The sequence below is a fragment of the Rhizorhapis suberifaciens genome, from assembly GCF_014200045.1.
Taxonomy (GTDB): Bacteria; Pseudomonadota; Alphaproteobacteria; order Sphingomonadales; family Sphingomonadaceae; genus Rhizorhapis; species Rhizorhapis suberifaciens.
In genome coordinates this window covers 370,291-393,842 of the sequence record NZ_JACHOV010000002.1, presented here as the reverse complement: position 1 = coordinate 393,842, position 23,552 = coordinate 370,291, and the positions used below count along the sequence as shown (strand labels likewise).

The window sequence follows — 23,552 nt, the reverse complement described above, 5'->3', positions numbered from 1 at the left end:
TGTGCTTTGCCCATGATCCACCTCCAAAGAGAAGGAATCACAAATCTCACGCCAGGGGAATCCCCAGCGATTCACATTTCCAATCCGACGCTCTAGGGCAAGATCATGCCCGATTAGCGCCTTATTCGCTTGCCAAAGGGGCACATCTGTTGGCAAGCATCCGCGCCAGCACCAAGGAACCTACGATATTATGAGCAACCGGCAGGACATTTTTGACAGCGTCGCGGCTCAGATCGAACCTTTCAACAAAAAAGGCATCGATTTGACCGAAGGCACCAGCTTTGCTGGCGATCTGGAGTGGGACAGCCTGACGGTCATGGATTTCGTCGCGGCAATCGAAGATGAGTTCGATATCATCATCACCATGAATATGCAGGCGGAAATCGAAACCGTCGGACAATTGGTCGACGCGGTGGCGAAGCTGAGGGGTTGATCAACTCCTCCTCCGTTCGTCCCGAGGCGAAGTCGAGGGACGCAATGCGAGGATGGGCTAAACATGTCTCGACTTCGCTCGACACGAGCGGGAAATTAGAAAACGGATATGACTGACCTTTTCTCCAAATTCGATCCTCTTATCGCCGAACGCGAAGCGCTGCTGGCCACAGGCGTACGCGATCCCTTCGCCATTGTGATGGACGAGGTGAAATCCCCGACCCTCGCGATTATCAAGGGCAAGGAAACGATTCTGCTCGGCACCTATAATTATATGGGCATGACCTTCGATCCCGATGTGATTCAGTCAGGGAAGGACGCGCTTGATAATTTCGGTTCGGGCACGACCGGCAGCCGCGTTCTCAACGGCACTTATCAGGGCCATAAGGAATGCGAAGAGGCGTTGAAGGAATTTTACGGCACCAGCCACGCCATGGTCTTTTCAACCGGTTATCAGGCCAATCTCGGCATGATCTCTACGCTCGCCGGCAAGGGCGACTATGTGGTGCTGGACGCTGATAGCCATGCGTCGATCTATGACGGCTGCTCGCTTGGCAATGCGGAGATCGTCCGTTTCCGCCATAACAGTGTCGAGGACCTCGACAAGCGCCTTGGCCGTCTTCCTGCCGAAGCGCAAAAGCTCGTCGTCCTGGAAGGCGTCTATTCGATGCTGGGCGACATTGCCCCCCTGCCCGCAATGGTCGCGGCGGTAAAGAAACACCCGAACACGATGATCCTTTGCGATGAAGCGCACGGCATGGGTTTTTTCGGTCCAAATGGCCGGGGCGTGTTCGAGGAACTGGGCTGTGAAGGCGACATTGACTTCGTCGTCGGCACCTTTTCCAAATCGGTCGGCACGGTCGGCGGCTTCTGTGTCTCCAACCATCCCAAGTTCGACGTGCTCCGCCTTGTCTGCAGGCCTTATGTATTCACCGCTTCGCTGCCACCCAGCGTCGTAGCGACCGCCGCGACGTCAATCCGCAAGCTGATGCATGCCGCTGACAAGCGGGCGCACCTTTGGGAAAACAGCCGCCGCCTTCATAAGGGTCTCACCGACCTTGGGTTCAAGCTCGGCACGGAAACGCCTCAATCCGCCATTATTGCGGTGATGCTGACCGATCAGACACAGGCCGTGGCCATGTGGCAGGCGCTGCTGGAGCTGGGCCTCTATGTCAACATGGCTCGCCCGCCTGCGACCCCCGCCGGCACCTTCCTCCTGCGTTGCTCCCTATGCGCGGAGCATTCGGGTGAGCAGGTCGGACAGATCATAGAGATGTTCGCAACCGCCGGGCGCTTAGTCGGGTGTATCAACTAGAGACTAATCGGTTCCGGCGTCAAAACGGTATCTTTGCACGAGTCATCGCATAGGCTATGTTGAAAGAAAATCGGAGGAGCGGCACATATTCATCGATGAGCCGAACGCGCGCCTACAAGCGCTGATCGCACGCTTCCTGCCATTGTTTTTCGCGGCAGGGCTTTCGCTTACCCTCGCAGCTCTGCTGTTTTTCGTATCTCAGGCCAGCAGGGAACGGGACAATGCCCTAACGTCTCAGCGGCATAGTTTTGTGGTGATGAACATCGCCCGCGCCCTGGATGCGACCATCTCCCGATCGGAATCCACCCTCGCCCGCTACGTGATCAGCACCGACAAGAATGTCGGCCGCGTCTATCAATCCGAATGGGGCAAGGCGGGACAGCAGCTGGAACTTCTGGCGCGCGAAACACGCAAGGACTCCTCGCAAAGGGCTCTCGTGGCGCAGCTCCGGGATGCCTATCTGCAGCGCGGGCAGGAACTGAACGACATTGCACTGCGCACCAGCTATGACCAGAAAATGGGCTCACTGGCACGCTTTCACCAAGCAGGTCGTGCCCAAAGCCTCGCGCGCATCAACTCCCTTTTAAAACAGGTTATCAAGGCCGAAGAGGCCGTGCTGGAAAAGCGCAGCCAAGCCGTCAGCGATACCGAGATCCGCTCTGAAGCTTTGTCGAGCACCTACCGCATCTTCGGCCTTATCATCCTGGTCGGCGCGCTTGGCATGGGCTGGGCCGCCAATGCCGCGCTCAGCGACCGTCGTCATGCCCGCCGTCTTGCCGAAGCGGAGTCGCTTCGCGCCGCCGATCTGGAAGACGCGGTCACATCGCGCACCCTTGAACTGAAGATCGCCAATGAGGAACTCCATCGCGAAGCCGGTGAACGCGCCGCCGCCGAAGAAAGCCTGCGGCAGATGCAGAAGATGGAGGCTGTCGGGCAGCTGACGGGCGGCATAGCCCATGATTTCAACAATATGCTCGCAGTCGTTGTGGGCGGCTTGGAACTCGCCCGGCGTAAGCTGCATCAGGATCCGGCCCATGCCGAACGCCACATCGCCAACGCGATGGAAGGGGCGAACCGGGCCTCTGCCCTGACCCGCCGCCTTTTGGCGTTCGCCCGGTCCGAACCGCTACTGCCGCAGGTCATCGACCCGGATAATCTCATTTGCGAAATGACCGAGCTTATCGACCGCACAATTGGCGATCAGATCAGGGTCGAAACCGCGCCGGGTACTCAGGGTTGGAAAATATGGGTTGACCGCCATCAGCTGGAAAACGCGATTCTCAATCTGGCTGTAAACGCCCGCGACGCCATGGATGGACGGGGCACGCTCACCATATCCACACGTCAAGCGCAGCTACATGAGGGCGAGATCGGCGAATGCCCTGCCGGCGACTATATCGTGCTGAGCGTCAGGGATACGGGCTGCGGCATGCCGCCAGAGGTGCTTTCGCGGGTATTCGAACCCTTCTTTACCACCAAGGCGGTGGGCAAGGGTACAGGACTTGGTCTCAGCCAACTTTTCGGTTTTGTGGGGCAATGCCGGGGAGAGATCCAGATCATATCGGCGGTCGGCGAAGGCACCGAAGTGCTGCTCTATCTACCGCGTCAACATGTCGTGGAGGAACGGACTGCTGACCTGGTGCAAAATGTGTCCGCCCTGGAACGGGTCGAACATGATGGCGAATCAACAATATTGGTGGTGGAAGACGACCCTCGCGTTCTTTCGGCGACGATCGATGCTCTCATCGATTTGGGCCATCAGCCGATCGCTTGCGATCACCCCTTGAAAGCCGCTGCGTTGCTGACAAGCCATCCCGAAATCCAGCTTATCATTTCGGACGTTCTGATGCCCGATATGACCGGGCCGGAGATGGTGGCCCTCCTCCGCAAATCGCATGCGTCAATGCCGGTTCTGTTCGTATCCGGCTTTGCCGGTGACATTGACGACGCCGCAATGTTCGATGGGTGCCAATTACTGCGCAAGCCCTATACCATCGCCGCGCTTTCAGCGGCCATCGGCCAGGCCCTTAAAGGCCCGGTCAGCGAACGGCGCCCCGAGACCACAGCCGCGGCAACAAGCTGACTGCTCCCAAAAGGGGCCAGCGACGCTGCCACGGCTTGATCCTTATGTCAGTGCCGGCGTGCCGATTTATCTTCCAGGCGAGATAATCGATGCCTCCCGCGAAAGTGAGACTCGCCTTGGCGAGCCGGAGCAGTGTCAGCCGCTTGCCCCGGCGCTGCAATCGACGCCAGAGTCGCGCATTGGCCGCTATTTCGGACTCCGTGTAGGATTGCTCGGGCGCCAGATTGGCCGCCTTTTGCACAGGAGTGGTAAAGCGGCGATAGCGCTCCTCATCGGCGTCTATGATAGAAGCGGAACGCCCCTTTCGCTCTGCCCGTAGCTCTGCATTATAGGTCAGGTCAAATCCGGTGCGCCAATAAGCAAGACCCTCTCCAACCGAGGACCTGACGGCTGGTGCAGCAAGCCTGAACAGAGTGGGAGCTGCCTGCGAGACTGCTTCGATAACGCTTGATCGCGCGGCCTCTTCTGCCACCCACACCAGCCGCGAGGGTTGGGCAAATCGTGCCCAGACCGAGACATTGTCGGCCTTCATGCTGTTCAACCTTGCAAAATCGGCTTCGCTCAACACGGCATATTTGGCGGCCAGTCCTTCATGAGCGAAAGGAAAGACATTGGGAGGGATCAGGCGGTTCGCGGCGGCCAACCAACGTTTGCGATAAGCCGACCGATAATCGGAAACGATCAGGTAGAAGTCGAGCATCAACCCTTCAAGCTGCTGCTGCCTAAGGCACGAACCATAGAAAAGGACCGCTCGCGCCGCGCCGGGATATTGGTCCGCGAGCGCCTTGGCCATCAGTTCGACAAGCGGATTGACCGGCTCGGCTAGCTCCGCTGCGACGAGCGCCGGAAGAGAGGGTTCACAGCTCTTCATGGCTGTTCAGCCTAGCACTGAAAGCATGAAATAGAAGCCTCAGGCGGCGAGGCGCAGGAAAGGCACCGGCGCGGTGGACGTCAGCACGATAGGATGTCCAGGATCCGCCTGGAACAGCTCCCCGTCCAGGATGACGCTGCTATGTTCGCCCTCAATGCGGATCATGTCGCCCCGCTCAAGATGGATGCCGGTCAGCTTCCGTTTTCCTAATTTGCCGGAAACGCTAGCGAAAAGCATCCGGAACAGCGCCGACAGGCTGTGATCCACGGCCATCAGCTTCATGCTGCCGACCGCCTCATTGCTCAACCCCGTGCGCGCGCCCAACAGCAGTCGTTCCAAAGTCGTGACGATCAGCAACGAAAAACGACCCCGCAATTGCCCCTCCCGAATAAGAGAGACTTTTATGGGCCTTGTCTTGGGCGGCATATATTTCCCACTAATCCCTAGCAGCAGCGAAAATATGACCGCCACCGCCGTCAGGAAGTGACTGAGCCCATTGGAAAGTCCCAAGGGATAGATATGGTGGCGACAATATAGGATATAGTCGGCAAGACCCGCTCCGCCCAGGAACATGCCCAGCACTGGCCGGCTTCCCGCTTGGCCGTCCGACAGCGAAATCAGTTCACGTGCCACTACATGGTCATCAAGGCCGGTTTTGGCGAGATCCACGATCCGGTCCAGCGCCTTCAGCGGATCGCCATAGGTGCCCAGGTCCAGGGCAATCAAATTGGTTTTTCCGTTAGGCAGCACTGCAATAGGCGGCACCTTGCCCTTGAAATGTTCGCCCTGATACAATTCGGTCAGCGCTGCCTGTACCGTACCGTCGCCGCCATTGATGACTATCACCGCGGGGTTGACGCGAGCTATAGTTTGCAGCGCGCGCCCGATCTGATCGACATGCTCCACCTCATAGTGGAAGATGTCGGGATGATTGACGCAATGGCTGCGCACACGTGGCAACATGGCACGGTTGCCTGTCGATTTGGGATTGGACAAAAGCGCTACGCAAACCATCGCGGCTGTGCCACCTATCTATATTGTTTCAGCGGCTGAAAAGAGAGCCCCTGAACATAATTCATGACTACCCGGATCGGCCGGGTTTCGTTGCCCACGGAAAACTGCGTCTTGCTCATGCTGGGCTTTTTCTTCATGACCAGATCGCTCAGACTGACATCGGGATTGCCCGAGAAGCCGCCGCCATCCTTTCGATCGCTCTTGCCATTCCCATTCGCGTCGTGCCGGACATAAACAGCATAATTGCCAGGCTTGGGAACAGGAACGCAGACATCTGCGACACCCGAGGAGGGAACTGGCACCTCGACTCGTTCCAGCCACTCACCCTTCTCAAGGAAAGTTCGGCTGTTGCTGGTATAAAGCTGCACCCGAATCTTGCCGGTCCGGCTTTTCAAACCTTCGACCTGAACGAGTACAGCGCTCGCGCCATTGTCGCACATGGCGGCATGCGGACCGATCGCGGCCGCTTCGGCGCCCAGGGGCAGAAACAAGGTGAAAGCGGCAGAAGCTGCCACTGCCACTGATTTCGCCGCAAATTTCAACATGACCAATAGACTCCTGGAAGCTATAGCCCGGCTGACGCTGCAAACCGGGCGGTCCTGTTTGCCCCGCCTAGCGATATGGATAGTATTTGCGGCCAAAACATGGTGACGGGACGACGAGATATTGAAAATGCTTAGCGCCACCGACCGCTATCTCGCTCGGCAGATCGCCTTGCCCCTTCTTGGGACATTGGTTATCGCCGCCATGTTGCTCGTCCTGGACAAGATGCTGCGCCTTTTCGATTTCGTGGCAGCGGAGGGCGGGCCGGTCAGCGTGGTGTGGCGCATGCTGGCCAATCTCATTCCGGAATATCTGTCGCTCGGCATCCCTATCGGGCTGATGCTTGGCATTTTACTGGCATTTCGGCGGCTGGCATTAACGTCCGAACTCGATGTTCTGCGTGCGGTGGGCCTCAGCTACGGACGGCTGCTCCGGGTGCCCTATATGTATGCCATCGCCCTTGCACTGGTGAATCTGGCAATTGTGGGCTTCGTGCAACCTTATGCCCGCTATGCCTATGAAGGGCTTCGCTTCGAATTGCGTTCAGGGGCATTGGGCGCATCGGTCAAGGTGGGCGAATTTACCAATCTGGGAAAGCGGATGACCCTCAGGATTGAGGAAAGCCGCGATAATGGCCGCGATCTCTACGGCATTTTCGTGCGAATCGAGGACAAGAGCGGTCAATCCCTTGCTGTCACCGCGGCTCAGGGCACTTTTCTCGCGACCGACGATCCGGACACGATTATTTTCCGACTGAAAAATGGCGTGCTGGTGCATGAATCGCCGAAATACAGGGCCCCACGCATCCTCAGCTTCAGCTCGCACGACCTGCCTATCGACCTGCCACAGATAGAGGCGTTCCGCGGCCGGGGCGATGCTGATCTTGAATTGACGATACCGGAGCTGGTAAAGGCTGGCAGCGACAGCAATCCCAGCGAAAAACTACGCAACGAAGCCCGCGCCAATTTCCACTTCCGACTGGTCGAGGTGGCAATGATGCTTCTGTTGCCGCTTGCGGCGATCGCCTTTGCAATCCCGCCAAAACGATCAACGTCCGCGCTGGGCGTCTTCCTCTCGATCGTTTTCATAGTGACGTATCACAAGATCAATGAATATGCAGAATCGCTGGGAGCACTTGGCATCATAAGTCCGTTCATCGCGCTGTGGGTGCCCTTTCTCCTGTTCAGCGGCCTTATATTCTGGATGTATCATGTAAGCGCCCATCGGCCAGGAGGACAGCCGATCGGCGCGCTTGAACGTGCCTTTGCAAAGAGCGGGAAGTGGATCGGCAAATGGTTCCGCTTTGGTCGCCGCAAACTCCATCAGGTGACCTGAGCTATGCAGTTGCAGTTCTTTCCATCCAAAACCATGGCCTTCTACATGGCCAAAATGTTCCTGCTCCGCACCTTTGCCGTCCTGGCGATGCTTGTGCTGGTTCTGCAAACGCTCGATCTGCTGGGCGAATCGGGGAAAATTTTGGCTTATCCCGGTAATGGGGATGCGGAGCTGTGGCGTTATATCGGCCTGCGCGTGCCACAAATCGTAGACCGTTTCCTGCCCTTTTCGGTATTGCTCGGCACTCTTATCACCCTCGCGACACTCAATCAGAACAGCGAGGTCATTTCGATGAAGGCGGCGGGTCTATCCGCGCATCAGGTGCTTGCGCCGCTCGTTCTTGCCAGCACGGCCGTGGCGGTCATCAGCTTTGCCTTTGATGAGCGAATCGTCGTGCGTGCCAATGCATCGCTCGACGCCTGGCAGCAGGTGGAATATGGCCCGATTCCTCGGGACAGCGGCGTGAAAACGAACGTGTGGGTACGTGATGGGGGGCAACTGATACAGGCTGGCACCGTGCAAGGACGCGGCACGAATACGCGCTTGGGCGATGTGCGCATCTTCACACGGACCGACAATGTCCTGGGCAGCATCACCAAGGCTCCGGGGGCGCATTATGCCGATGGAATGTGGCAGTTGGAAAACGCCGTGCGCTTCGACGTCGCTCGCGGCACGCAGGAAAGGATCGGTTCCGTACGCGTGGCTCCGGAAGTGCGCCCGGACCAGTTCACGCTGTCGAAAGTCGATCCAGACGGTCTTTCCTTCGGAGAACTGCGCGCCGCCATCAGCGATTTGAAGGACGCAGGAAGGCCTATTCAGTCGCTTGAGGCGAATCTGTGGCACAAGATTTCAGGTCCGCTTTCGGCCATGTTGATGCCGCTGCTGGGTGCGGTTGCGGCCTTTGGGCTCGCCCGATCAGGTAAGCTCTTCATCCGCGCGGTGCTTGGCATGGCGTTGGGCTTTGCCTATTTCGTCGCGGATAATTTCGCCCTCGCCATGGGCAACCTTGGCGCTTATCCGCCGTTGATGGCTGCATGGGCGCCTTTCATCCTCTTCCTGCTGGTGGGCGAAACCGTTCTCGTCCGGACCGAGGAGTAGCGGTTGAGGCGGACCGCACCTAAATATGGCGGTGAAAATGCGCGCTTGTCCTAAAACCGCCTTATTGCGGGATGATAGGCGACAGTTATAAGGAGCGTCCGCCACCCACGTGACGCGCAAAGACGGCAAAGAGGTTTTGACGTGAACACGGCTGACATGCAGCAACAGAGCTTCTGGAAGCGCTCGCATCATCTGGATCGCATGACTTTGCGGGAACTGGTCGTCGCCTATTTCCAATATCCGGCGATCATCGCATATTTGGGCCTGGCGGCTCTATCCGCGGCCGTTTGGGTCTATCGCCCTGCCCCCCTTGTTCCCACATTGGCGTCGGTGGCGATTGCGATCCTGCTCTACCCCCTGGCATGGTACACGCTGCATCGATGGGTGCTGCATAGCAACTGGATGTTCAAGCTTCCTCTCATGGCCGCGACCTGGAAGCGCATTCACTATGATCATCATCAGGATCCCAATCATCTGGAGGTGCTTTTCGGCGCGCTGCACACGACGCTGCCCACCATCGCCATCGCCACGGCGCCGATCGGCTATGCCATTGGCGGCATAGGCGGAGCCGCCATAGCTCTGTCCGCAGGACTCGTCACCACCTGTATCTACGAGTTCTGCCACTGCATCCAGCATCTCTCGTACAAGCCGAAGAACAAAACCCTCGCAGCGATGAAGGCGCGGCACATGGCCCATCACTTTCATGATGAAAAGGGCAATTACGGCATCACCAATTTCTTCTGGGATCGTCTGTTCGGCACCTTCTACGAACGGCATGAGCGGAAGGAAAAAAGCCCGACCGTCTTCAATCTCGGCTACACCGATGAGGTCGCGAAGCGTTATCCCTGGGTGAAGGATCTGTCCGGCGGGGTAGTGGCGACGGGTCATCCCCGGCAACGGGACCGGGACTGACGGCTTCTCATCGGCCCCGAGCTTTGTCCAAACCGCTTAAGTCAACAACAGAACAGAGCTTCGGCAGGCTCAGCCGCTTGGGGGTGCAAGGCCATGAAAACCAACAATATCACCGTCGCACCCGTTTCTTCCAAGACCGATCTCAAGGCTTTCGTCGAGCTTCCATGGGCTATTTACGCTATTGACCCAAATTGGGTGCCGCCGCTGAAGGACGAGGTGTACGGCCTCCTGACGCCCGGCAAAAACCCTTGGTTTGAACATGGCGAGGCGCAATATTTCCTTGCGCGCAGGGCAGGCGAAGTGACGGGCCGTATCTCTGCACATATCGACCATCTTGCCTTGCAGATGCCGCCTGAGCAGGGGATGGGACCGGGCACCGGCAATTGGGGCCTATTCGAAGCGAAGGATGCCGAGAGCGCCGCAGCACTCATCCAGGCGGCGGAGGATTGGTTGCGCGACAAGGGCATGACCCGGGCACTCGGCCCCTTGAGCATTTCAATCTGGGACGAACCTGGGCTGCTGATCAAGGGTCATGACCATCCGCCCACGGTCATGATGGGACATCATCGCGCGGAATATCAAGCCTGGATCGAGGCGGCGCAATACCAGCCCGCCAAACAGCTTCTGACTTATGATCTGGACATTACCCGCAACTTTCCGCCGCTCATCGAACGGGTCGTGCAATCGGGGGAAAAAAGCAGCCGCATCACTATTCGCCGTGTGAACAAGGCGCGCTTCGATGAGGAAGCGGCGATCATCATGCACATCCTCAATGATGCATGGTCGGATAATTGGGGTTTCATTCCACTGACCGACTCGGAGATCGCCTTTGCCGGCAAGAAGTTGAAACCCATCGTCTTTGAAGACCTGATCCGCATCGCCGAGGTGGAGGGAGAGCCCGTGGCCTTCATGATCACCCTGCCGGACCTGAACGAAGCGCTGACGCCGCTGAACGGCTCCCTCTTTCCTTTCGGTTGGGCGAAGCTGCTCTGGTGGCTGCGCGCACCAAAAGTCCGGACGATGCGTGTGCCGCTCATGGGTGTGGTAAAACGCCTGCAGGCATCCCGCCTGGCCAGCCAATTGGCCTTCATGATGATTGAATATATCCGTCGCGACGCCATAACCCGCTTCAATGCCACCCGAGGCGAAATCGGCTGGGTGCTGGACGACAATCAGGGTATGAACGCCATCGCTGATGCAATCGAGGCGAAGGTCAACAAGGTCTATCAGATCTACGACAAGGCGCTGTAGGAACGGCCTTTTCAACATTTTACCGCAGCACGCGTTCGCATCATCCTTGGCCAGTGCCGAATCCGCGTTTTACGACAACCGCATAGCTGGAGCACCACCTTGCGTTTCGATAGCGTTCCATAGCGCCTGAAGCTGAAGCGCTATGGGAGGTACGCTTTCGATATGGCAGACAATCGCACTGTTCTGGGCAAGCTGATAGAACTCGACAGTTTGCGCGGCTTAATGGCGTTGTGGGTTTATCTGACCCACTTCATGTTCCTCCTGGGCGTTGGCAAGTCGGGCATTGCTGGCCTCATCTCGAACGGCAGCATGGCGGTCAGCGTTTTCATGATCCTGAGCGGCTTTGCCATTGCAACGTCGCTGCTCGCCACGCCTCAGACCTATGGCCAATACATGGCGCGTCGTTTCTTCCGCATCTATCCTATTTATCTGGTCGGCCTGCTGTTGGGGTTGGTGACATCCTGGACCTATCCGGATCTGCTGCAATCGCTTGGCTGGGCCGCCGCTTCCGATATCACCCGCATCGCCGCGCGGACGGAGGGAGAATCGCAAGCCTTCTTGCCTCATCTTCTGGGACACCTCACACTGATGCACGGGGCGATACCGGACAATCTGCTCTACGGGTCAGGCCTCAGCTTCAACGGGCCGGCATGGAGCCTGTCCCTGGAAATGCAATTCTATATTGCCGCCCCACTTCTGCTTATGCTGTTAAAGGAGCCTGCGCGCCGGCCGCTTGCCTTTGGCGGAGTTGTGTTTCTGGCATTTGTTGGAAAGCAGCTGTTCACCCCTTATTTCCCACAGGTTCCGTCATTCCTGCCCATAGCGCTCATTTACTTCCTGTTGGGCATGCTGACGGCGCTTTACCTGCCAAAGCTGGCTGAACGGCCTCAGATTTCCCTGGCTTTAGGCGCAGTGCTGATCCTTTTGGCGGCGAGAAGCGGCCATATCCTCTTTGCCCTGCCGCTGGCGGTCTGGGTTGGTACGATCCTCATCTGCTCGCTTCAAGGATGGCCGATGCTAGTCCGCTTGCGAAAATTGATGGCCTGGCGGCCTTTCGTAGCGATGGGCGAAAGCTCCTATGGCTTCTATATCCTGCACTTACCGGTCATGATCGGATGGGGCGCGGTTCTGGAAGACCAGGGCTGGGGCAGCAGCCGGGCGCTATTCGCGCTCGGGCTGCTCCCCACCCTGCCAATCACGCTGATAGCGGCGCATTATTCCTACCGCTATTTCGAAGCGCCCATCAACGCCTGGGCCAAGAGACGCTTTCGCGGAGCCATGCTGCCGCCTGCCCTCACTCCTGTCAGTGGTCGCGCGCTGGAAGGGGCCTGAGGGCCAATCCTCCTGTAATCAAGCACTGGCCACTCATTCCGCTTACCCGCCAACAATTTCCCCACCATTGGGATGCAGGACCTGGCCACTCATATAGCTTGCATCCTTGCAAGCCAGGAACAGAAAGCTGGGCGCCACCTCATTGGGCTGACCTGGACGGCCCATGGGCGTACTTTCGCCGAAATGCTCCACCTTTTCCGGTGGAGCGCCACCGCAAGGATTGAGCGGGGTCCAGATCGGCCCCGGCGCGACGCCGTTCACGCGGATGCCTTTCTTTATCAGGTTTTCGGAGAGTGATCGGGTGAAGGCCGTTATTGCGCCCTTTGTCGAGGAATAATCCAGCAGCCCGCCCGAACCCTTATACATTGTAACCGATGTGCAGTTGATTATGGCCGCGCCGCTTTTCATATGGTCGAGCGCCGCCTGCACCATGAAGAACATGCTGAAAATGTTGGTCTGGAACGTGCGGCGAAGCTGTTCCTCTGTGATGTCTCGAATATCCTCGTCAGGATGTTGTTCTCCGGCGTTATTCACCAAAATGTCCAACCCACCCAGTTCCTTGACGGTTTCCTCGACAGCCGCCTTGCAAAATGCCTTGCTGCCCACGTCGCCGGCTATGGCGATGGCCTTGCGACCTTCGGCCTCGACGATCCGGCAGGTTTCACGCGCATCGGCATGCTCAGACAGATAGACGATGGCGATATCCGCGCCCTCCCTGGCATAAAGCGCCGCAACGGCGCGCCCGATCCCGCTGTCGCCACCGGTCACAATCGCGACCTTGTCCTGCAACCGTCCGGATCCGGGATATCGCGGTTGCCATTCTGGCTTAGGGGCAAGCTTCCGTTCTTCGCCGGGTAGGTCATCTTCATGAATCATGGGTTCGGTCTGGCTCATGAGATCGCATCCTTAATTAGCTGATATGTAAGGCAACGGTTCCCCCCTTGCCTCCGTTCCCAAGAGCCGCGCGGCCTGCGTCAGGCTGAGCTTTGAGGAGGACAATTTTCGGTGAGTTCCAGGAACGAGATCAGCCCGCGTTCGGCGGAACTCAGATATCTGCTGTTCCTGAACCGTTGCAATATCGGGCGGCCGCTCGGCATCGCCGCCGCTTCTATTATGCGTGGATGAACATAGGACTTTTTCGCGATGGGTGGCGTGTTGCCAAGGGCGTCCGCCACCGGTTGCAGCAGGCTTTTCAGTGGTACACGACCTTCGCCAGCGGCGGCGAGCTTTTCATAGGCGATGACGCTTGCCGTCCATGTCCTGAAATGCTTGGCTGAAAATCCGTCGCCCATGGCGGACCGGATATAATCATTCACTTCGGTAGAACTCACGGGCCGCACCTCGCCTACATGGTCCAGATAGGCGAAGAGATGTTGCCCCGGCAGGTCCTGGCACCGTCGAACGATCCGGGCGAGGGGCCGGTCATCGATGCTGATTTCATGCTTGCGGCCCGATTTCCCGACAAAGCGAAGACGAACCGTGGAACCATCGAGCCGCGCATGTCGTGTCCGGAGCGTGGTGGCCCCGAATGTGCCGCTCTGCCGGGTATAATTCTCATTGCCCACGCGGATACCGCTTTCGTCCAGAAGCCGCACCACGGCAGCAACCGCCTTGCGCCGGTCCATGCGAGGGCGCTTCAGATCTCGCTCTACCTGCCGCCGCAATTTGGGCAGCGCTCGTCCAAAGGCGGCGCAGCGGCCGAACTTGTCGGCATCCTGCTGCGCCCGGAAGTCGGGATGATAGCGATATTGCTTGCGTCCCTTGTCGTCATATCCGATCGCCTGAATGTGGCCATTGGGATCGGCGCAGAACCAGGCCCTCCCATAGGCCGGGGGCAGGCCGATCCTGTTCAATCGGTCGATTTCATCGCGGTCGGTGATCCGATTGCCCTTGTGGTCCCAATATCCCCAGCCCAGCCCTGCCCTTTTGCGGGTGATGCCGGGCATGCGATCGTCGGAAAAGCAGAGCATACCGCTCAATTTCCGCCTCCCGCCATTTCGGCGACCATGTCGGCGGCCCTGCGCAGATCTCCGACGAAGCGGCCATATTCCTGCCGTGCATCATCACGTTCCCGAATTCGCAACAAGAAACTTGGATGCACCGTGACCCATGCGAGCCCGCCATCGGGGAGCTTCTGCACCTCGCCCCGAACCTTGCCAATCGTAACAGGTTTACCCAAAAGCGCTCGCGCAGCGGTCGCGCCAAGCGCGATTGAAAGGGCTGGCCGCAAAATTGCGCGCTCCCGGTCGAGCCAGAACCTGCAGGCCTCAATTTCTCCAGCATCAGGTTTTGAATGCAGACGCCGCTTGCCCCGCTGTACGAACTTGAAATGTTTCACCGCATTGGTGACATAGATGCGGGTCCGGTCGATGCCTGCCTCCTCCAGCGCCCGGTCAAAAATCCCGCCCGCTGGGCCGACAAAGGGTCGGCCCGCCAGATCCTCCTGATCGCCCGGCTGTTCCCCCACAAACAGCAGTGGCGCGCGGAGCGGCCCTTCACCAAAGACCGTCTGAGTGGCGTAGCGATAGAGGTGACAGCGCGTGCAATGCGCGGATTCATTGCGCAGCGCCGTCCACTGCTCCTGCCTTTCTGTCACGCTTCCTCTCCGGTTGGCGGACTGCTGAGAGTTCACCTCTGCCAGCACGGCCGCAATATGCCATGTTAGCAAAAACAATTCGGCGGGCTCCTGGCTCCCCCGCCGTAGGGAACATAGCGGCGCATCCGGCTTTGAATGCTTATCCAAACCGTAATTTTCACGGCAAAGGAGATACCTCATGCCTGCGAAATCCAAGTCCCAGCAAATGGCGGCCGGTGCCGCCCTTTCCGCCAAGCGTGGCGACACGAAGAAGGGCGAACTGAAGGGCGCCTCTAAGTCCATGTACGATTCCATGAGCGAGAAAGAGCTGAAAAAAATGGCTTCCACCAAGCAGAAGGGAAAGCCGCAGCATGCATCCGACTGAGATTTGGCAGGAGCACCCCTAAATGGCCGCCCGTGCATATTGGCAGGGACAAATCAGGCTGGCGCTGGTCTCCATCCCGGTCGAAGTCTATTCCGCCACCAAAAGCGGGGCTAAGGTAAGCTTTCGCCAAATTCACGAGCCGTCCGGCAAACCGATCAAATATGAAAAGGTGGTTCCCGGCATCGGCCCCGTTGACGCCGATGAAATCCTTAAGGGCTTCGAATATGAAAAGGGCAGCTATGTCCTGCTGGATCCCGACGAGGTCGAAGCCGTCAAGCTGGAAAGCAAAAAGACATTGGAACTCACCCAGTTCGTCGATTCAAATGAAATCGACGTGCTTTATTATGAGACGCCCTATTACGTAGTTCCCGCCGATGACCTGGCTGAAGAAGCGTTCGTGGTGTTGCGTGAGGCTCTGCGCCGGACCAGGAAGGTTGGCCTTGGCCAACTGACGCTACGCGGGCGCGAATACATCGTCAGCCTGAAGCCATGCGGCCGTGGGCTGGTGATGGAAACATTGCGCTATGCAGATGAAGTCAACAAGGCCAATTCCTTTTTCCGCGACATCGGCGATAGCGAGCCAGATGAGGAGTTGCTGGAACTCGCCGAGGCCTTGATCGAGAAAAAGACGTCGCACTTCAATCCGGATGCCTTCAAGGACCATTATATCGACGCGCTGAAGGAACTTGTCGCCCGCAAGCTGAAGGCGAAAGGCGGCAAGGTAACCCCGGACGAAGAACCCGCGCGACCTAGCGGCTCGAACGTGATCGACCTGATGGCCGCCCTAAAAAAATCCATAGAAAAGCCCGAAGCTGCTGCTCCCGCCAAAAAGTCGGCCACCAGGAAACCAACAGCCGCCAAGCCAAAGGCGGTTCCGGCCAAACCCGCCGCAAAACCTGCAGCGAAGACCCGCAAGAGGGCCTAGCCGATGGCCACCACGGCGGATCCGCTTGCCCTCTACAACGCCAAGCGCGACTTTACGAAGACGGCCGAGCCTCGCGGCAAGCGTGGCGCGGCGAAGGGCAATAGCTTCATTGTACAGAAGCATGACGCCACCCGCCTCCACTGGGACCTCCGGCTGGAAATGAACGGCGTTTTGAAAAGCTGGGCGGTCACGCGCGGTCCCAGCCTCGACCCAGCCGACAAGCGCCTTGCCGTCCGAACCGAGGATCACCCGCTCGGATATGCCACTTTTGAAGGCATCATCCCGGAAAAGGAATATGGGGGCGGCACCGTGATGTTGTGGGACCGGGGCACCTGGGAGCCGGTCAAAGGCAAGAAGGCGAGCGACCTGGAAAAGGGCCATCTCCATTTCATCCTGCATGGCGAGCGCATGAAGGGGGAATGGCTTCTCATCAGGCTGAAGGGCAAGCCCGGTGAAAAGCGCGAAAACTGGCTGCTGCGCAAAGTGGAGGATGAATTTGCAGGCTCGGCGGACCTTCTGACGGGCCGCGCCCTTACCAGCGTCAAAACCGGTCGCACGATGCAGGAAATTGCCGCCAATGTGAAGGCAGCCTCTCCCATCAAGGCATCTACCAAAGGCAAGCGTTCCGCCGGTAAGCTGCCAAAGTTCCGCGCTCCCCAGCTGGCGACACTGGTCGATCACGTTCCACCTGGCAACCATTGGCTGCACGAGCTTAAATATGACGGCTACCGCTGCCTGCTGGCGATTGGCGGCGGGGAAGCGCGCGCCTATACACGCTCCGGTCTCGACTGGTCGGACAAATTTTTAGAGATTGTGACGGCCGCCAAGGGCACCGACGCCGGCACTGCCCTGATCGACGGTGAGATCATCTGGATGAACGCCGAAGGGAAGCCGGACTTTTCCGGTCTTCAATCTTCGTTGAAACAGGGCGGCAGGGGCCTTACCTTCTTCGCCTTCGATCTGCTGGAACTTGACGGAGAAGACCTGTCAAAGCAGCCGAATATTCTTCGCAAGGAACGCTTGCGCGGCATCTTGCCCCAGGATCGCAATTCACCCATTCAATATGCGGAGCATATCGTGGGCGAGGGTGAAAAGCTGTTTCGCGCCATGTGCGACGCCCAGCAAGAAGGTATCGTGTCCAAACGCGCCGACGCCCCCTATTCCGGTCGCCGCACAATGAGTTGGCTGAAGGTAAAATGCACTCTGCGGCAGGAATTCGTGATTGTGGGCTGGACGCCCAGTTCCGCCAAGGCCCGGCCCTTCTCATCTCTCCTGCTCGCTCAGCACGAATCAGGGGGGCTGATTTATAAAGGCCGCGTTGGAACCGGTTTCGATAGCGCGATGCTGGATGATCTGCGTGAGAAGATGGATAAGCTGGCCCGCGACAAGCCTGCGCTGGATGTTCCGGCGGCCGCGCGGCGGGGTGTTCGCTGGATCGAACCGAAGCTGGTGGCAGAGGTGGCCTTCGCGGAATTTACTGCCGACGGGGTGGTCCGGCACGGCAGCTTCCTTGGCCTTCGGAGCGACAAGCCCGCAAAAGAGGTCTCGCCTGAAATGCCTCTCCCCACGTCCGACCTTAGCTCTAGCCCGTCCAGCGTGAAGATCAGCAACCGCGATCGTGTCCTTTTCCCTGGCTCGGACATCACCAAAGGCGAACTTGCCGACTATTATGCGGCCGTTTCTGCCCTCATGCTCTCTGGAATGGCCAATCGCCCGATCAGCTTAGTTCGCTGCCCCCAGGGACGTGCCAAGAAATGCTTCTTTCAAAAACATGACGCGGGCAGCTTCGGTGACCATGTTCATCATGTCGATATCAAGGAAAAGGGCGGTCAGACAGAACCGTATCTCTGCGTCAGCGATGCAGACGGGATCGCCGCCTGCGTCCAGATGGGAACGATCGAATTCCACGGATGGGGATCGGTTGGAACGGACGTGGAAAAGCCTGACCGCATGGTGTTCGATCTCGATCCTGACGAAGGGCTGGATTTTGAATTGGTAAAAAAGGCTGCTCGCGACCTGCGACGTCACTTGTCGGACATGGGCCTTGTCACCTTCCCGATGCTGACCGGGGGCAAGGGCGTGCATGTCATCGTTCCGCTTGCTCCAGATGCCGAATGGCCGCTGGTCACGGACTTTTCAAGGCGGTTCGCCGTCGCCCTGTCGGAGGCGGAGCCGGAACGCTTCACGGCCACCATGTCAAAGGCCAAGCGCAAGGGCCGCATCTTCGTCGATTGGCTGCGCAATCAGCGGGGGTCCACAGCGATCATGCCCTACGCCGTCCGCGCGCGCGATCTGGCTCCGGTAGCCGCCCCGATCAGTTGGGAGGAACTTGGGGAAATCGACAAGGCCTCCCGCTTCACCATCCGCGATGTATCGACGTTGCTTGAACGGTCGCGCAGTCGTGCGCTTACCGGTTGGGGCATCGCCCGGCAGATACTTCCGGGCCATTGAACGGCGCCCGATTATAGGGTCGAGGGAACAAGCGCAATCGGCAGCATTTCTTATCACGCAACCCTATCATGACGAGGAGAGGCCAGATGAAAGTCATGGAATGCATGTCGCGCGATGTCCGCACTGTCGATGCAGAAGAACCGATACAGGAGGCCGCCACCGCTATGGCGGATATTGATTCAGGCATCCTGCCAGTGTCGAAAGATGAAAAGCTGGTGGGAATGATCACTGATCGGGATATCGCCATCCGTGCGATCGCTCGCGGCCGAGGTCCTTCGACTCCAGTTCAGGAGATCATGAGCAATGAGGTGCGTTATTGCTTTGAAGATGAGGATGTGGATGACGTCCTCGACAATATGGCGGACATACAGGTTCGGCGACTTCCGGTAGTCAATCGGGACAAAAGGCTGGTCGGCATCGTTTCACTAAGCGATCTCGCCACCAGCGCCGGTCCGGCGCATACAGGTGAGGCATTGGGCGAAATAGCCCGTCCCAGCACAATTCATTCTCAGTCTTGAAGCCCTGTTGCCTGACCAGCGGTCATTTGCAAAATACAAAGCCTGCTTCCCGCTTCGCATTATCGCGAGAAAGAAAAAAGCGGGAAGAGCGGCCAGTGCTCTTCCCGCTCGCAGGTGCGCAGAGCCTGCAAAAAAGCTACTCTGCTTGAACAGGAGCTTAGGAGCTTTCGCGGCAAAAGCGTGCGGAAAAAGAAGAATAATCGTTATGCACGTGAACGAGAGCTAGTCCCCGCCGCCGCCTATCCACCCTGCGCTGCAAAAGAATTGTCAGGGCCAAAATGCAGTTCTGGACGTTGCGCCATGGTCCGGCATACTAGTCTGCGCAGCCAAATGCTGAAGGGGTCGTTCTTCACGCGCCGATGGAAATATTGGCAGATCGGCACTCGGGGGATTTCAAAAGCCGTTTCCAGAATCTTGAGACCGAATGTTTCCTTGTAGGCATGGGCCACGCGGTGGGCAACAAGCGCAATATATTCGCTATTGGAACCAACGATGTGAGGCAAAATCAGATTATGATGAGTGGTCACCGCTATATTCCGCGTTATTCCCAACGCTTCCATCGCTTCGGCTAATCTGGGTTTCAGGAGCGGAGAAGGGATAGCGATAATCTCCTTTTGTTTGCTGAACTGATGCGCCGTTATCGGACCTTCCAACGGGCAATCATTGGACACGATTACGACAAAACGATGATCATATAGTTTTTGCTGCAGAATATTGGCGGACAGAGCGACGGGAGCGCTTAATACAAGGTCTAAAGTACCGCTGGCGAGTGCCTGCTCCAGCGCATCGCCGGTATATGGCCGACTATAGATGGTGCAATTGGGAGCTTTAACACGCAGCGCATCCAGTAAGGGAACCAGCGTCGCAAGTTCACCGGTATCCCATAAGCCCAAATTAATCTGACGGCGGGCGGTGGTCGGATCGAAGGGGACGGCGCGCAATAACGCCGTATCAGCGTGAGCGACGAAAGCTCCGACCGCCTCGCTCAATTCCAACGCTCTTTCGGTAGGGAGAACACCATCTTGCGTCTTCACGAACAGTTCGTCGCCGAAATAGGCGCGCAAACGGCCTAATGCATGACTAATGGCGCTTTGGCTGCGTCCCAGATCACGGGCCGCTCGAGAGACATTGCGATGCGTCAGTAGGGCGTTGAATACAATGAAAAGATTTAGATCCAGCCCGCGGTATTTTTCAATCATGACCCCCCTCTCGCCGGTACCGCTCGGCGGCTGCTTTTCGGCGCTCCGACCAGACCGCATAGATAGAATAACGCCGATGTCAGGATTTAATAGTGGCTTTCATTATGCGGGCCTTTACTATTGTATCAAATGATAGGGTTATGGAGAGTATGAATCGGATGGAACAGGTCCCGCCCAGCTCGAGCGGCTTCAGCGACAATCCCAACATCAATCTGGTTGAACGGGTTTATGATGAGGTACTGCGCCCTTTGGATAGTGGTGCCGTGGACCGCCTGTTCCTTCCCGACTACATCCAACACAGCCCGCTCGCACCCAGCGGCGCCCAAGCGCTGAAGGAATTTCTCGATTGGGCTAAGCGAACTTCACCACAGGCACAACATCTGGTGAAACGCATATTTGCCGACGGAGATTATGTCATTGCGCATGTGCATGTCGTCATCAACCCTGGCGATCGTGGCAACGCGGTGATCGATATCTTTCGCATTCAAAACGGCATGATTGCTGAACATTGGGATGTGTCCCAGCCGGTGCCCGCAACGTCCCTGAACGATAATGGCATGTTTTGAGGAGAGAATATGAAGATCATTATTACAGGCGCTTCGGGTCAATATGGGCGCTCGGCCGTTGAAAAGCTTGCCCAGCGTTTACCGGTCAGCGACCTCATCCTCATTAGCCGCAAGCCAGAAAGGCTCAGCCATTGGGCCGAGCGCGGCGCACAGATACGCTATGGCGACTTTGATCGCCCCGAAAGCCTGCCAGCGGCCTTTGAAGGAGGCGACCGGATGCTGCTGATCAGCGGTACGCGCGTCGGCAAGCGGGTTGCGCAGCACAAGGCCGCTATTGACGCCGCAGCGGCGGCGGGCGTGAAGCATATCGTCTATACCAGCTTTGTCGGCCTCAGCGACCACAATCCCGCTATCATTGTAAAGGACCATGGTCCGACAGAGGAACTTCTGCGGGCCAGCGGAATGGCATGGACCGCCCTGCGTGACGCGCATTATGCCGACGCGATGATCATTGCCATGGGGCCTAATTTCGTTCGCACCGGTCAATGGATCTCAAGTACGGCGGGAGGTCGCGAAACGCTGGTGTGGCGCGACGATTGCGTGGAGTGCGCAGTGGCCGTGCTAGCCGGCGACGGGCATGAAAACCGGATTTACAACATCACCGGGTCGGAGTTGCTGACATTCCGGGAAATTGCCCAAATGCTTTCAGAGGTGAGCGGGCGCACAGTGGAATATGTGGAGACCGACGACGATGGCATGTACGCCATGTTTGACGCGATGGGGATACCGCGTGAACCCGTGGATGACCAAATCGTCTCGGGAATTTCCTGGAATAGCGACGACATGGTCTCCTTTGAGGCGGCGATACGCGGCGGTCATCTAAGCATCATTTCCAACGACGTAGAGCGCCTGACCGGCCATAAGCCTCGCTCCGTGCGGCAGATGATCGAGGAGAACAGAGCTCTGCTACAGGCGGCTGCGCACCAGCCTGCGAGCATTTGAGCGGGCGGGCCTTCACCGGGGCGGTCCTGGTCTCCTCTCCCGCCCTCAGGTCAGCCTGTAATAATGCAGGCGATTGCCATCCTTCAGGCGCTCGCCCACGCCGATGATCACATGGCGCGTAAGCCAATCATATTCCCCTTTAGCCACTTCGAAAGTCGGGTGGCTGCGCAGATAATATTCTTCATGTGGGACGGGGGGGCCATCCTCAAACGCCCATTTACGAATGCGCGCCATTACATCCGGCTTTCGGCCCCATAAATAACCACGATTGGTGACCAGTATGGGGGTGCCGTTATGGGTTTCCAGCATGTACCGAGCATCGAACACGGCAGTGTCGTCTGGGCGGAAATATGCATAGTCTCCACCGGAATTGGGCACGGCGCGGCCGTTGAGCATGGGTCCCTCCACAGTACCCCCGTCGACATAGACGGCTGATCGCATACCGCCATCTGGATGTGGCAGGATCGTCTGCACCCGCGTGAATTGCAGCGTGACGGAAAAGACGAATTCCAGATGGGGTTTATCCACAGTCGATAAGATATCATTCATTGGCATTTCCTTATTCGGCGGAGGGCTCGCCGCGGCTTCGGTGACCGCGGTGAAAAGCCCGTGCGGCAATAGGCTAGCGGCACTGATGCCCGTCAGCACGGCGCGCCGATCGGTCAACATGTCTTCCCGGAGTTGGAATGCAGCAGCGAATCGAACCCGACGATGAGTGCTTTTGGAGCGGTCATGATCTCTTCCTCTGAAACATGGCATAAGCAATTACCTATCGCCCATGATAAGCAATTGGTTATCTCGGATCACCGCCGTGAACGATACCGCCTGCGCCAAAAACCGAGAATAAAGTTTTTACTTATCATCCGGCAGGCTTTGCCTTATCACCCCCCGCATGGCCAGCGTTACCCTCCGCCAACTGGAAATATTTGCCAGCATTGTGGAGCACGGCAGCTTTCGCGCCTGTGCACGGCAACTTGGCGTGTCCCAGGTCGCGATCAGCGATCATGTGCGCCAATTGGAAGAACGGCTCGGCCACCGTTTATTTGAGCGGGTGCGTGGCGGCTCATCGATCCTTTCTCCCGAGGGTGAGCGCGCTTTTCTGCACGCGTCAAAAGTCTTGCAGGCCAGGGACAAGCTTATCGAGGAGATGACGGGCAAGCGACAACCTACCCGCCGCCGAAAACTGGTGATCGCCGCCCACAGCTATATCTTCCGCTATTTTCAGGAAGCGCTGGCGCAATTCGAAGAAGACCACCCTGAAATCGGCATAGAACTCGATCTCGACACTTTCACGGCCGTTCCCCTTGCGGAAAAAATGCAAAGTCGCGCTGTTGATATAGGCTTCTTCTACGCCTTGGAGCCGCCTGCCGAGATGGAAACGATTCTTGTATGGCACGAACCGCTGGCCCTGTTCGTGTCGCAGGATCATATCCTTGCGCAGCAGGAACAGGTCACGGTCGACGACATGCTGAATTTCCCGGTGATCCGCCTCGGGCCGCGCAACCGGCTACGCCTCCTCATTGATCAAGCCATGGCACATGCAGGTCTTGGCCGCTGCTCGGTAGCGACGGAAACGGACAATTACGGCTTAAACCTCACCAATCTTCGAGGCGGACTTGGGTTTGCCTGCATGTTCGAATCATCCGCCGCCGATCTCATGAGCTTTGGGGGGCTCAAGCGTGTCGCATTCATGGGCGATCTTCCAGCCATCGAAGTGCACCGCGCCATCCGTCCGCCGTGGAACAGCGATCCTGTCGTAGCCAAGCTTTTAGCGGCTTTATGACCGACAATGAACGCCACCCCAC

At 57.8% G+C, this 23,552-nt stretch carries 22 protein-coding genes and 1 pseudogene; 15 read left to right on the top strand and 8 right to left on the bottom strand.

The annotated features are described in order from the left end of the window. The first annotated feature begins 190 nt into the window (after window positions 1-190). The 3 genes from HNQ99_RS04210 to HNQ99_RS04200 all read left to right on the top strand — a co-directional run bounded on the left by HNQ99_RS04210 (window position 191) and on the right by HNQ99_RS04200 (window position 3,830). The gene (locus tag HNQ99_RS04210; protein ID WP_184474377.1) at window positions 191-433 is read left to right on the top strand and encodes an acyl carrier protein; all 243 of its coding nucleotides are present in this window, start codon (window positions 191-193) and stop codon (window positions 431-433) included. A 108-nt stretch (window positions 434-541) separates the two neighbouring features. Beyond that, window positions 542-1,747, top strand: coding sequence for a serine palmitoyltransferase (gene spt, locus HNQ99_RS04205; protein ID WP_184474376.1), 1,206 nt, complete (start codon window positions 542-544; stop codon window positions 1,745-1,747). A gap of 256 nt (window positions 1,748-2,003) precedes the next feature. Continuing rightward, on the top strand, window positions 2,004-3,830 hold the full coding sequence (locus tag HNQ99_RS04200; RefSeq protein WP_246414431.1) for an ATP-binding protein: 1,827 nt from the start codon (window positions 2,004-2,006) through the stop codon (window positions 3,828-3,830). On the opposite strand, the gene HNQ99_RS04195 is transcribed toward HNQ99_RS04200, so the two are convergent. The 3 genes from HNQ99_RS04195 to HNQ99_RS04185 are packed head-to-tail and all read right to left on the bottom strand — an operon-like array spanning window position 3,787 to window position 6,260. Next, window positions 3,787-4,701, bottom strand: a complete 915-nt coding sequence (locus HNQ99_RS04195; RefSeq protein ID WP_184474375.1) for a hypothetical protein — start codon at window positions 4,699-4,701, stop codon at window positions 3,787-3,789. The two genes, HNQ99_RS04200 and HNQ99_RS04195, sit on opposite strands and share 44 nt — an antisense overlap. A gap of 39 nt (window positions 4,702-4,740) precedes the next feature. After that, the gene (locus HNQ99_RS04190) at window positions 4,741-5,715 is read right to left on the bottom strand and encodes a diacylglycerol/lipid kinase family protein (protein ID WP_184474374.1); all 975 of its coding nucleotides are present in this window, start codon (window positions 5,713-5,715) and stop codon (window positions 4,741-4,743) included. 14 nt (window positions 5,716-5,729) lie between these two features. Beyond that, on the bottom strand, window positions 5,730-6,260 hold the full coding sequence (locus HNQ99_RS04185; RefSeq protein ID WP_184474373.1) for a DUF2141 domain-containing protein: 531 nt from the start codon (window positions 6,258-6,260) through the stop codon (window positions 5,730-5,732). 127 nt (window positions 6,261-6,387) lie between these two features. On the opposite strand from HNQ99_RS04185, the gene lptF reads away from it, so the two are divergent. The 5 genes from lptF to HNQ99_RS04160 all read left to right on the top strand — a co-directional run bounded on the left by lptF (window position 6,388) and on the right by HNQ99_RS04160 (window position 12,186). Beyond that, the gene (lptF, locus tag HNQ99_RS04180; RefSeq protein ID WP_184474372.1) at window positions 6,388-7,593 is read left to right on the top strand and encodes an LPS export ABC transporter permease LptF; all 1,206 of its coding nucleotides are present in this window, start codon (window positions 6,388-6,390) and stop codon (window positions 7,591-7,593) included. A 3-nt stretch (window positions 7,594-7,596) separates the two neighbouring features. Next, on the top strand, window positions 7,597-8,691 hold the full coding sequence (gene lptG, locus HNQ99_RS04175; RefSeq protein ID WP_184474371.1) for an LPS export ABC transporter permease LptG: 1,095 nt from the start codon (window positions 7,597-7,599) through the stop codon (window positions 8,689-8,691). A 141-nt stretch (window positions 8,692-8,832) separates the two neighbouring features. Continuing rightward, window positions 8,833-9,603, top strand: a complete 771-nt coding sequence (locus HNQ99_RS04170; protein WP_407692297.1) for a sterol desaturase family protein — start codon at window positions 8,833-8,835, stop codon at window positions 9,601-9,603. Between the two features lie 93 nt (window positions 9,604-9,696). Then, the gene (locus HNQ99_RS04165; RefSeq protein ID WP_184474370.1) at window positions 9,697-10,854 is read left to right on the top strand and encodes an N-acetyltransferase; all 1,158 of its coding nucleotides are present in this window, start codon (window positions 9,697-9,699) and stop codon (window positions 10,852-10,854) included. A gap of 162 nt (window positions 10,855-11,016) precedes the next feature. Continuing rightward, a complete protein-coding gene (locus tag HNQ99_RS04160) occupies window positions 11,017-12,186 on the top strand; it encodes an acyltransferase family protein (protein WP_184474369.1) in 1,170 nt (389 codons plus the stop codon). A gap of 42 nt (window positions 12,187-12,228) precedes the next feature. Here the strand turns inward: HNQ99_RS04160 and HNQ99_RS04155 are convergent, their stop codons facing one another. From HNQ99_RS04155 to HNQ99_RS04145, 3 genes and pseudogenes are all read right to left on the bottom strand, one after another. Continuing rightward, window positions 12,229-13,080 (bottom strand): SDR family oxidoreductase, encoded by an 852-nt coding sequence (locus HNQ99_RS04155; protein ID WP_184474368.1) that lies wholly within the window; start codon window positions 13,078-13,080, stop codon window positions 12,229-12,231. An 80-nt stretch (window positions 13,081-13,160) separates the two neighbouring features. After that, a complete protein-coding gene (locus HNQ99_RS04150; RefSeq protein WP_184474420.1) occupies window positions 13,161-14,156 on the bottom strand; it encodes a DNA topoisomerase IB in 996 nt (331 codons plus the stop codon). Between the two features lie 5 nt (window positions 14,157-14,161). Then, a pseudogene (locus HNQ99_RS04145) lies at window positions 14,162-14,833 on the bottom strand (UdgX family uracil-DNA binding protein); the annotation flags it as partial. Between the two features lie 127 nt (window positions 14,834-14,960). Between HNQ99_RS04145 and HNQ99_RS04140 the strand changes: the two are divergent. From HNQ99_RS04140 to HNQ99_RS04125, 4 genes are all read left to right on the top strand, one after another. Beyond that, window positions 14,961-15,146, top strand: coding sequence for a DUF3008 family protein (locus HNQ99_RS04140; protein WP_184474366.1), 186 nt, complete (start codon window positions 14,961-14,963; stop codon window positions 15,144-15,146). Window positions 15,147-15,168: 22 nt separating this feature from the next. Beyond that, complete coding sequence (gene ku, locus HNQ99_RS04135) at window positions 15,169-16,071, top strand: non-homologous end joining protein Ku (protein WP_184474365.1); 903 nt, start codon at window positions 15,169-15,171, stop codon at window positions 16,069-16,071. A 3-nt stretch (window positions 16,072-16,074) separates the two neighbouring features. Next, the gene (gene ligD, locus HNQ99_RS04130; RefSeq protein WP_184474364.1) at window positions 16,075-18,522 is read left to right on the top strand and encodes a DNA ligase D; all 2,448 of its coding nucleotides are present in this window, start codon (window positions 16,075-16,077) and stop codon (window positions 18,520-18,522) included. A gap of 86 nt (window positions 18,523-18,608) precedes the next feature. Further along, on the top strand, window positions 18,609-19,040 hold the full coding sequence (locus HNQ99_RS04125; RefSeq protein WP_184474363.1) for a CBS domain-containing protein: 432 nt from the start codon (window positions 18,609-18,611) through the stop codon (window positions 19,038-19,040). Between the two features lie 239 nt (window positions 19,041-19,279). Here HNQ99_RS04125 and HNQ99_RS04120 read toward each other — a convergent pair whose 3' ends face one another. Then, window positions 19,280-20,239, bottom strand: a complete 960-nt coding sequence (locus HNQ99_RS04120) for a LysR family transcriptional regulator (RefSeq protein WP_184474362.1) — start codon at window positions 20,237-20,239, stop codon at window positions 19,280-19,282. A 92-nt stretch (window positions 20,240-20,331) separates the two neighbouring features. Here HNQ99_RS04120 and HNQ99_RS04115 point away from each other — a divergent pair, with 92 nt between their 5' ends. Continuing rightward, on the top strand, window positions 20,332-20,805 hold the full coding sequence (locus HNQ99_RS04115) for a nuclear transport factor 2 family protein (RefSeq protein ID WP_322790310.1): 474 nt from the start codon (window positions 20,332-20,334) through the stop codon (window positions 20,803-20,805). Window positions 20,806-20,814: 9 nt separating this feature from the next. Next, a complete protein-coding gene (locus HNQ99_RS04110; RefSeq protein ID WP_184474361.1) occupies window positions 20,815-21,747 on the top strand; it encodes an SDR family oxidoreductase in 933 nt (310 codons plus the stop codon). 45 nt (window positions 21,748-21,792) lie between these two features. Here HNQ99_RS04110 and HNQ99_RS04105 read toward each other — a convergent pair whose 3' ends face one another. Beyond that, window positions 21,793-22,296 carry a DUF3237 domain-containing protein gene (locus HNQ99_RS04105; RefSeq protein WP_184474360.1) on the bottom strand — a complete coding sequence of 168 codons (504 nt, stop codon included), beginning with the start codon at window positions 22,294-22,296 and terminating at the stop codon, window positions 21,793-21,795. Window positions 22,297-22,639: 343 nt separating this feature from the next. On the opposite strand from HNQ99_RS04105, the gene HNQ99_RS04100 reads away from it, so the two are divergent. Beyond that, a complete protein-coding gene (locus HNQ99_RS04100; protein WP_184474359.1) occupies window positions 22,640-23,530 on the top strand; it encodes a LysR family transcriptional regulator in 891 nt (296 codons plus the stop codon). The last annotated feature ends 22 nt before the right edge of the window (window positions 23,531-23,552 follow it).